The organism is Vibrio sp. V42_P2S4T144 (assembly GCF_009904715.1).
Taxonomy (GTDB): domain Bacteria; phylum Pseudomonadota; class Gammaproteobacteria; order Enterobacterales; family Vibrionaceae; genus Vibrio; species Vibrio alginolyticus.
Genome location: NZ_WXWS01000623.1, coordinates 1 through 8,221, shown reverse-complemented (window position 1 = coordinate 8,221; position 8,221 = coordinate 1). Strand labels below are relative to the sequence as shown.

Annotated in this window: 4 protein-coding genes; 2 read left to right on the top strand and 2 right to left on the bottom strand. The window is 42.8% G+C overall.

Annotated elements, in window-relative coordinates; genetic code table 11:
- On the top strand, positions 1-1,690 hold a 1,690-nt coding region (locus CAG68_RS20255; RefSeq protein WP_161441574.1), incomplete at its 5' end, for a response regulator.
- 103 nt (positions 1,691-1,793) lie between these two features.
- Here the strand turns inward: CAG68_RS20255 and cqsA are convergent.
- The gene (gene cqsA / locus CAG68_RS20250; RefSeq protein ID WP_017635350.1) at positions 1,794-2,975 is read right to left on the bottom strand and encodes an alpha-hydroxyketone-type quorum-sensing autoinducer synthase; all 1,182 of its coding nucleotides are present in this window, start codon (positions 2,973-2,975) and stop codon (positions 1,794-1,796) included.
- Positions 2,976-3,312: 337 nt separating this feature from the next.
- Positions 3,313-4,257: a ribosome biogenesis GTPase YlqF gene (ylqF, locus tag CAG68_RS20245; RefSeq protein ID WP_005376521.1), complete on the bottom strand. Its 945-nt coding sequence runs from the start codon at positions 4,255-4,257 to the stop codon at positions 3,313-3,315.
- A gap of 447 nt (positions 4,258-4,704) precedes the next feature.
- Between ylqF and CAG68_RS20240 the strand changes: the two genes are divergently transcribed.
- A partial coding sequence (locus tag CAG68_RS20240; protein ID WP_161441573.1) for an ATP-binding protein occupies positions 4,705-8,221 on the top strand: 3,517 nt, incomplete at its 3' end.

Below are 8,221 nucleotides of genomic sequence, written 5' to 3'. Positions count from 1 at the left end.
GGTCATGTTTGCTCAAACCTTTGCTGGGATAGGTTTAGCAACATTCTTCGCTTGGGTTGCAAAAGGGTTCCATCTTGACTTGACCATGGATTGGACTCATGTGCCAATCTTTCTGTTTATTTATGTCTTCGGTAATTTGTTCTATTTTCGTAACCAAGTTGAACATGAAGCGAAAGTCTCGTTGGCAAAATCATTCGGGGCAGGGATCGCACATGAAATGCGTAACCCGTTGAGTGGGCTTTGCACTTCAATAGATGTTATCCAGTCGATCTTGCCCAACATGAAAGAGGCAGGAAAAGAGCAGTACGTCATGAGTGTAGAGGATGTCACCTTATTACGTGAAGTGAGTCAGGATGCAATGAACATTATCCAATCGGGTAATGAAACCATCGATTTATTGCTAACTTCGATTGATGAAAATCGAGTTTCTCGTTCTAGCTTCAAAAAATATTCAGTTCACTCGGTCGTTGAACAGGCAATTGAAAGCTTCAGTTATAAACGTGCCACTGATCGATTTGCCATATCGCTGGATGCGAGAAGTGAGTTTGAGTTTCTAGGTAGTGATACGCTGCTTAAATACGTTATGTATAACCTCTTCAAGAATGCCTTCCATCACCGTAAATCTGAAGATTTTCACATACATGTATCCATGATAAGTTCAGAACGCTTTAATCAAATTGTTGTAACCGATAATGGTGCTGGCATTGCTCCTGATGTTCTACGCAATATCTTTCAAGACTTTTACACCACTGGCAAATCAGGAAGTTATGGTTTGGGTCTACCGTTTTGTAAAAAAGTCATGCGTTCATTTGGGGGGAACATTGAGTGTCAATCTCAGTTAGGGGAGTGGTCTCAATTTACGTTAACTTTCCCACTAACGACATCTGATACCGTTACTGAAATCAAAAACGATCTGACTAAACTCAAAACCATTCTAACGGTGACTAGCCAAGATATCTTGGTGTCTAAAGTAACAGATATTAGCCGTTTTATGGGCTTTGACTCGACGATTTTAGATGCCAACCAAGTACTCAAAAAGAAAGAGTACGAGTTCGAATTCGATCTGATTTTTATCGATCTTGAGAGCTTAGATCCAAGAGCAAACCAATTGGATAGATTAGAATCTCTCTTGTCTTTCACTGAAGCACGCATAGTTTATCTTTTTGAGCATCATCCGACTCAGAGAGCACGTAAGGCTGCATATGAACCTATTTGGATCGAAACGCAAGCCTGGTTATTGAATACTAAACCAACTATTGAGCGTCTCTTATATGATTCAAGCTATGTACCGACACCAACGGCCTCGGTGACGTTAGATAATTCAAATAAGCGCACAATTATGGTCGTGGATGATAATGAATCTTTGCGTAAATTCACGGCAATGTTACTTGAAAAGCAAGGCTTTGAAGTGATTCAGAAAGAAGACGGGCAGCAGGCTCTGGATACACTAGAGCAAGAAGATGTTGATCTCATTCTGATGGATATCGAAATGCCAATTATGGATGGTGTAGAAGCGTCTAGGCGAATTCGAAGCTCGGATAAAAACTATGCGTCGGTACCTATTATTGCACATACAGGGGATAGTTCACCTGTCACGTTGGATAAAATTGGGTCTTCGGGTATGTCTGACTTCATCGTAAAACCGGCGGATAAAAATCGTTTGTTCGATAAAATCGCAAACTGGATCTAATCATTCGCGACTTGTTTTCTTGAGGCGAGTTGCTCACAACGAATAACACGAATAAAGAGCTCAGCAAAACTGTTGAGCTCTTTAGTTTTATCTACACACTAACTTACACAAACTCTAAGTCAGGGTGTGCAAATGCTTGTTGGCAGACAGTGAGTACATGATCAACTTCAGCAGCTGTCATGTCTGCATTGACTGAAAAACGGATGATGTTTTTGTTCCTTCCAGTTGCAGGGCGGCAAAACACTGCGCCGTAAACATTTCGCTCTTCGAGAAAGTCGCGGACTCGCTCAGTGTTTCTCTCGTTACCACATTCTAATGCGATAATTTGTGATTCACTGCGAATAGTAAATCCAATGCGTTTTAAACCAACGGCTAAAGACTTGGCTCTTTCAAACAGAATATCTCGCTTATCATCTGATTTTCTTATGACGTCCAGTGTTTTCTCTAGCCGAATGATCTCTTGCGGTAATACGGTAGAACTAAATATTGCAGGGTACGCCACAAATGGAAGCGTCTTCGCCAGTTTTTCTGGGCCTAAAATCGCGCCAGCACGATAAGCAAATGTCTTGGCAAGACTAACGGTAATAAAATCTACCTTATGAGTTAAGCCAAGACCCTGCAGTATCCCCGCACCTTGTGGACCGTGTGTACCTAAAGAGTGTGATTCATCTACAACCAGGCCGCAGTCAAACTCCTGTGCTATTTCGTAGATATCACGTAGAGGAGCGATGGTCCCGATAGTGCTGTAAACCGAATCCACAACAATGATCCCTGAACCGTGACGTGAAATCTGTTTTCTTAGGTGACTGGTGTTGTTATGCATGAACGGATGAATTTGTGCTCCGGCAATACGTGCGCCTTCCCACAAAGACATATGTGCAAAGAAATCAATGTACACAGGTATGTTCGGTGCACAAATAGTCTGCAATAAACCGACATTCGCAGCCCAACCAGATTGAGAAAGTAGACAACTAGGCATACCAACGAAACTGGCTAGTTGCGTTTCAAATACAGGTTTCGATTCATCGTCTTGTAAGAAAATCGCGGACATCACGACGTTGTCATCGTGCTGGGAAATCGCATCACGATGCGCGTTTTGAATCTCCTTATTATGAGACAGTGCAAGGTAATCATTGCTTTGCAGGACAACGGCATTACACGGTGGGCGTTTACCAAGAACAAGGTGTTTTTTGTTCTCATTCGGTTCGATTAGATCTTGAATATAAAAATCTAGGCGTTCCTCGATAAAGGAGGGAAGTGGTTTGCTTTGTATAGTTTCACTCATAATAAATCTCTTCTTCATATGGAAAAACGCCAGCGCTGACACTTATTCATATTGCGGATTTTGGGGAGAGTGTCACTAACCAGGTTGCATAAGTTTGCAGACCCTTGCAAACTCGACATTTGAGGGTTGGATGGTGGCTGTAACTCTATAGGGGCCCGGGGTCTAAACTAGTTTGTGCTTAAAGTTTATACGGCGATTTTGCGGTGTTTTTTCGTGCTTCATATCTGGGATTTTGGATGAGGAATATAAAGTTTGAAAAGTGAAAAAAATGGGCGCATTAGATAACAAAAAAGGCGCGAAAATCGCGCCTTGAAACATGAGTAGATAAGAGACAAGCTTATCGCTTATTACGTAAATAGCGCTTACGACGCTCTTCTTTACGCTTCGCTTTCTCTTCTTCTTTACGGGCGGTTTCAATCTCGACTTCAATCAGCTCTTGAGTGATCATTTCTGGGCGTTCTAATGTAATTTGGCCCAAAGTGCCTTGACGAAGTTCGTGCAATAAGATCTCTGATACTTTGTGTAAGTCAACACGTCCACCTGCACGTAGTGCACCGCGGCGACGACCAATTTCTTCCATGATCTCGATATCTGATTCTGGAAGCTCTTCAATTTGATAACGCTCTTTAAGTTTGTCTGCATAATGAGCTGCTAGGTATTCAATGGTATAGAATGCGACTTCGTCATATTCCATCGCTGTATCTTTTACCGCGCCAGTAGCCGCAAGGCGGAAGCCACTGTGTGGATTTTCCACTTTTGGCCATAAAATCCCTGGAGTATCAGATAATACGATGCCATTTTGCAGGTTGATACGTTGTTGACGACGTGTAACCGCGGGTTGGTTACCTGTTACAGCGATTGTTCGGCCTGCGAGGGTGTTAATGATCGTCGACTTTCCAACGTTTGGGATACCCATGATCATGGTGCGAATGTTTTTACCAATTTCTTCTCGGTGTGGGGCAAGTTTGCGGCAAAGCTCCATGATTCGATGCACTTCTTGTGGTTCAGAAGTCGTGATCGCCATTGCTTTTACATGTTGCTCTTGCTCCAAGTGCTCAATCCACAGTTGAGTTAACTCTGGATCGGCCAAATCACGTTTGTTCAAAACTTTAACGACAGGTTTGTCACCACGGATTTGAGAAATCAAAGGGTTTTCACTACTGAAAGGAATACGAGCATCCAGTACTTCGATGATCACATCCACTTGAGGGATTGCTTCTTCGATCTCTTTACGTGCTTTGTGCATGTGGCCAGGAAACCACTGGATTGAGTTATTAACCATTTGAATTTAATACCTTAATTTTTCTAATGCTCCAGCGGTTGTAAAAGTAGCAATGTGAGTCTTGAGTAATACAATACTAGAATGCATTTTCTAAAACTGTGTTTACTTCAAGCTGCTCGAAACCGCGGAGTTGAGCTTTCTTTCATGTTAATACGTCAGTTTATCATGGAATGATGATGAATCATTCAAGATGAAAGTAAAAAGCTATGGCGTGCAAACCTAAAAGCACACATCTCTTATATATACCGACTCGCAGTGAATATCCGTCTGGGTGAGAGACCGAACGCAAACGCTGTGTAGTCAAAGGTGGATTGTGTTGTCAGATTGTTCTGACGGATTTTGGTTTTTTGATTTTATATCAAAGCTTTATTTTTATTTCGCTATTGAGCGAAGTTTGACTTTTATCTGACAAAAACTAGTCTGAGCTTCCATTCAGAGGAAGCAGTCATGCTCAGTATTCTTAGAAGTATTACGGTATCGTCCGTCGCCTTAATTTTTTTAGCGAGTTCTTTTTGCTCAACTGCCAAACAGAGTCCTAAACCGAAGGTCATCGTTGGTGTTATTGCGCAAGACGAAGCTAAAGACTCGTTTGACGGTAGCGTTGGTCCTTCGTACGGAATTAGTCTTGAGTATTTGTCTAACATTACTAAAGCTTTGGATTATGAGTTAGAACTTCGGACTTACAAGCATATTCCGTCTTTACTTGCGGATGTCGAAAGCAAGAAGATTGATGGTGCGGTTGGATTTAGTAAAACAGCAGCAAGAGAAAAGCGTTTCTTGTTTTCGATGCCTTTCTTTTCGAGCACTATCGCTGTTTGGTATCGGAATGCCACTTACCGAGATAGTGATGCGCGTGATCTTAAATGGGTGTGTGTTGAGGGCAGTGTGTATTGTGACAACCTCACTGAACGCGGTATCGATAAGATACATTACGTTAAAACACGTTTAGAGGCGTTTAATGAAGTTAAGCGAGGTAAAGCGAACGCGCTGATTTACACTTATGTTGGTATTACCCAATATTTGGATTTGAATGACATTGTAAAAGGGGTTGTCGATATTCCCAGTTGGTTGAAAAACGAAGAGGTGAGTTTTATCGCTTCGTTGGACAAACAGAGTCTGATCGATGACATCAACAAAATCCTTCAGTGGGAGCAAAATGGAAAAAACATTCGCTCCGTCGCCTCGAAAAATCCTTACCATATCAGTGATAAGTTATTGGTAGATTACCGACGTAATCATCAAAACAAACTAGTGATAACTTACAGCAGCAGTGACGAAGCTTATCCGTTTCTCTACCGAGATTCGCAAACGGGTGAGTTAGACGGTTTCTTTCCAGACTTCATCGACTTATTGCAGTCTCGTACTGGCTTGAGCTTTAAGTATGTGAAACCGACGTCGAGCCTTTCCAATGGATTAACGGCATTTGATGCCGATATAGTCCCCATCTCTTATGTGGGTGAGCTACCTAAGTCAGATTGGTTGTTCACTAAACCATTCATGCACAGTAATTACGTGGCTATCCAAGCGGAGCAGAGCAAGCGCGATAAATCTGCACTGAAAGAAGCGGGTATTCTGCTCACTTTGAAAAAGCAAGGGTTAGTTCATTTGGGCACTTGGCAGCAAGGCCAAGTTGATCATTATGATGATTTGAAGAAGCTGCTTACCGATTTGAAATCGGGCGTTTTGGATGTGGCTTACATTCCTGACGACATCGTTCACAACATGATTGCACAAGATCAAGTCAATGGCTTGGTGATCAATGCGGAGGACGTTTTGACGTTCTCTAATGCATTTGCGGTTGCAAACCACAATACACAACTGCAACACATGTTGAACAGCATCATCGAAACCATTGATTCTAACGAGATCGAAAAACTGCTGCGTTCTCACCGAAGCTTCAAACTGACTTATGGCTATGACTCGGAGCAGATCGCTACATTTGTTGTTGCTGGTTCATTCATATTCTGTCTCATGTTAATTGCGGCGTATTTCATCTTATCTCACATGCGACTTAAAGTGAGGTTAGCCGAATTTAATGCTGACAATGAGGAAGCGGAAAAGCAATGGCTGATGGACATCATCAAAGAGATCAATAGCTTGGTTTTTATCCATAGTGAAAATAACCATATGGAGATGAGTAATTGTGCGAACTACAACAGTAAACAGTGCCAACAATGTAGTTTGAAAAGTGATTCTGCGCACGTTCCTCTAGTGAATAATTTTGATGAACTGACCACTGTTATTGCTGGAAAGCGTATTTCAGAAGAGGTTGCCTCGTCGGGCTGTGAACTTGATATTAAACATGTATATCGAGAACGCAAAGTCATCGCTTCTCCTAGCGGTAAGAACAAGTTTGTACTGACTGTGATTCAAGATATTACCCAGCAAAAAGAACGTGAGCAGGCGTTAATCGATGCGCAAAAAGAAGCGCAAACCGCGGTACGTGCGCGCGAAAACTTTTTGGCAACCATGAGTCACGAATTAAGAACGCCATTGTCGGCAGCACACGGCATCCTCGATTTGCTAAATCGCCAAGTGACGGCAGATTCAAATCGCGAGTTAATTGCCCAAGCCATACGCTCGCTCAATCATTTGAATACGCTAGTAGACGAAGTACTGGATTATTCAAAATTAGAGGCAGGGCACTTAACCGTCGCCCCAGTTAAGACCGACTTGCTTAAAACCTTGTGCGATGTGTTTCGAAGCTTTGAACCACGAGCGCTTGCGAAAGGTTTGGATTACAAAGTGACAATCAAACCATTTTCGAATGCTTTCATTGAAATCGACGCGCTGCGATTGGTGCAAATTACCACCAATCTACTCTCCAATGCGATGAAATTCACTGCCGAAGGAGAAGTTGGAATCAGTGTCATTCTTCATGAAAAGCAGCTTATTTTGAAAGTGGCGGATTCAGGTATCGGCATGACGGATGACCAACTCGAAGGCATTCTCAATCCTTTTGTTCAAGCGGATGACACTATTACGCGTAAATATGGCGGTACTGGATTGGGGCTAAGCATTGTTGACCGATTGATCGACTGCATGGGCGGCGTGCTCTGCATCGATTCACAATTTGGCTTGGGCACGACGATTACTGTCAGACTGCCAATTGAGCATTGCGACTCTGAGCCAGACGTTTGTTTGAACTGGACGTATAGCGAGAGCTTACCACTTAATATTCGCCAGTGGTGTGACGCGTGGAAAATGCGTCCAGCGACGTTAAAAACAATGGTGGCGAACCTTCACCCTATACACGACAGCGATGCCAGTTTTAATGGCCTAATGCTGCGTGACGAACAAAGGGTACTTGGCAGTCTTACGCTAAGAGAGATTCAATATCCAGATACATTGTTCAATTTGCTCAGCCAAACGCAGCAAGAAACCAAGCTTAGTGACGTAAATCAAGAAGTGGTTTCTTGGGTTCTCGGCACGGTACTGGTCGCAGAAGATAATCCCATTAACCAAAGTGTGATAGCAATGCAGCTTCATGAACTTGGAATCGAACCTGTCATTGTGAATAACGGCCGCGAAGCATGGGAATACATCAACCAAGATGAAAACGTTGTGTTGCTGCTGACCGATTTTCATATGCCAGAAATGGATGGCTATGAGCTTGTTAGGCACGTGAAAAACTCCGAATTTAAAGCAATTCCAATCATCGGTGTGACAGCAGAAGATGCTCGTCTTGCCATTGAACGTACACAGGATATCGGCATTGATGATGTGCTCTACAAGCCCTATGACCTTAATCAATTAAAAACCGTTTTGATTCCATTTATTGGCGAAAAAGAGAGGGGTAGGCTGCCCGGCTGGATTAAACGGTTCAAAGCTCAGGACGCAAAAGAGATTGCGCGCGTGTTTAGTCAATCAATGTCTACAGATATAAAAAACTTAAACGCCGCATCGACTGAGCGAGACAAAAAACGGGTCATTCATGGCATCAAAGGAGCGGTTGGGACGATAG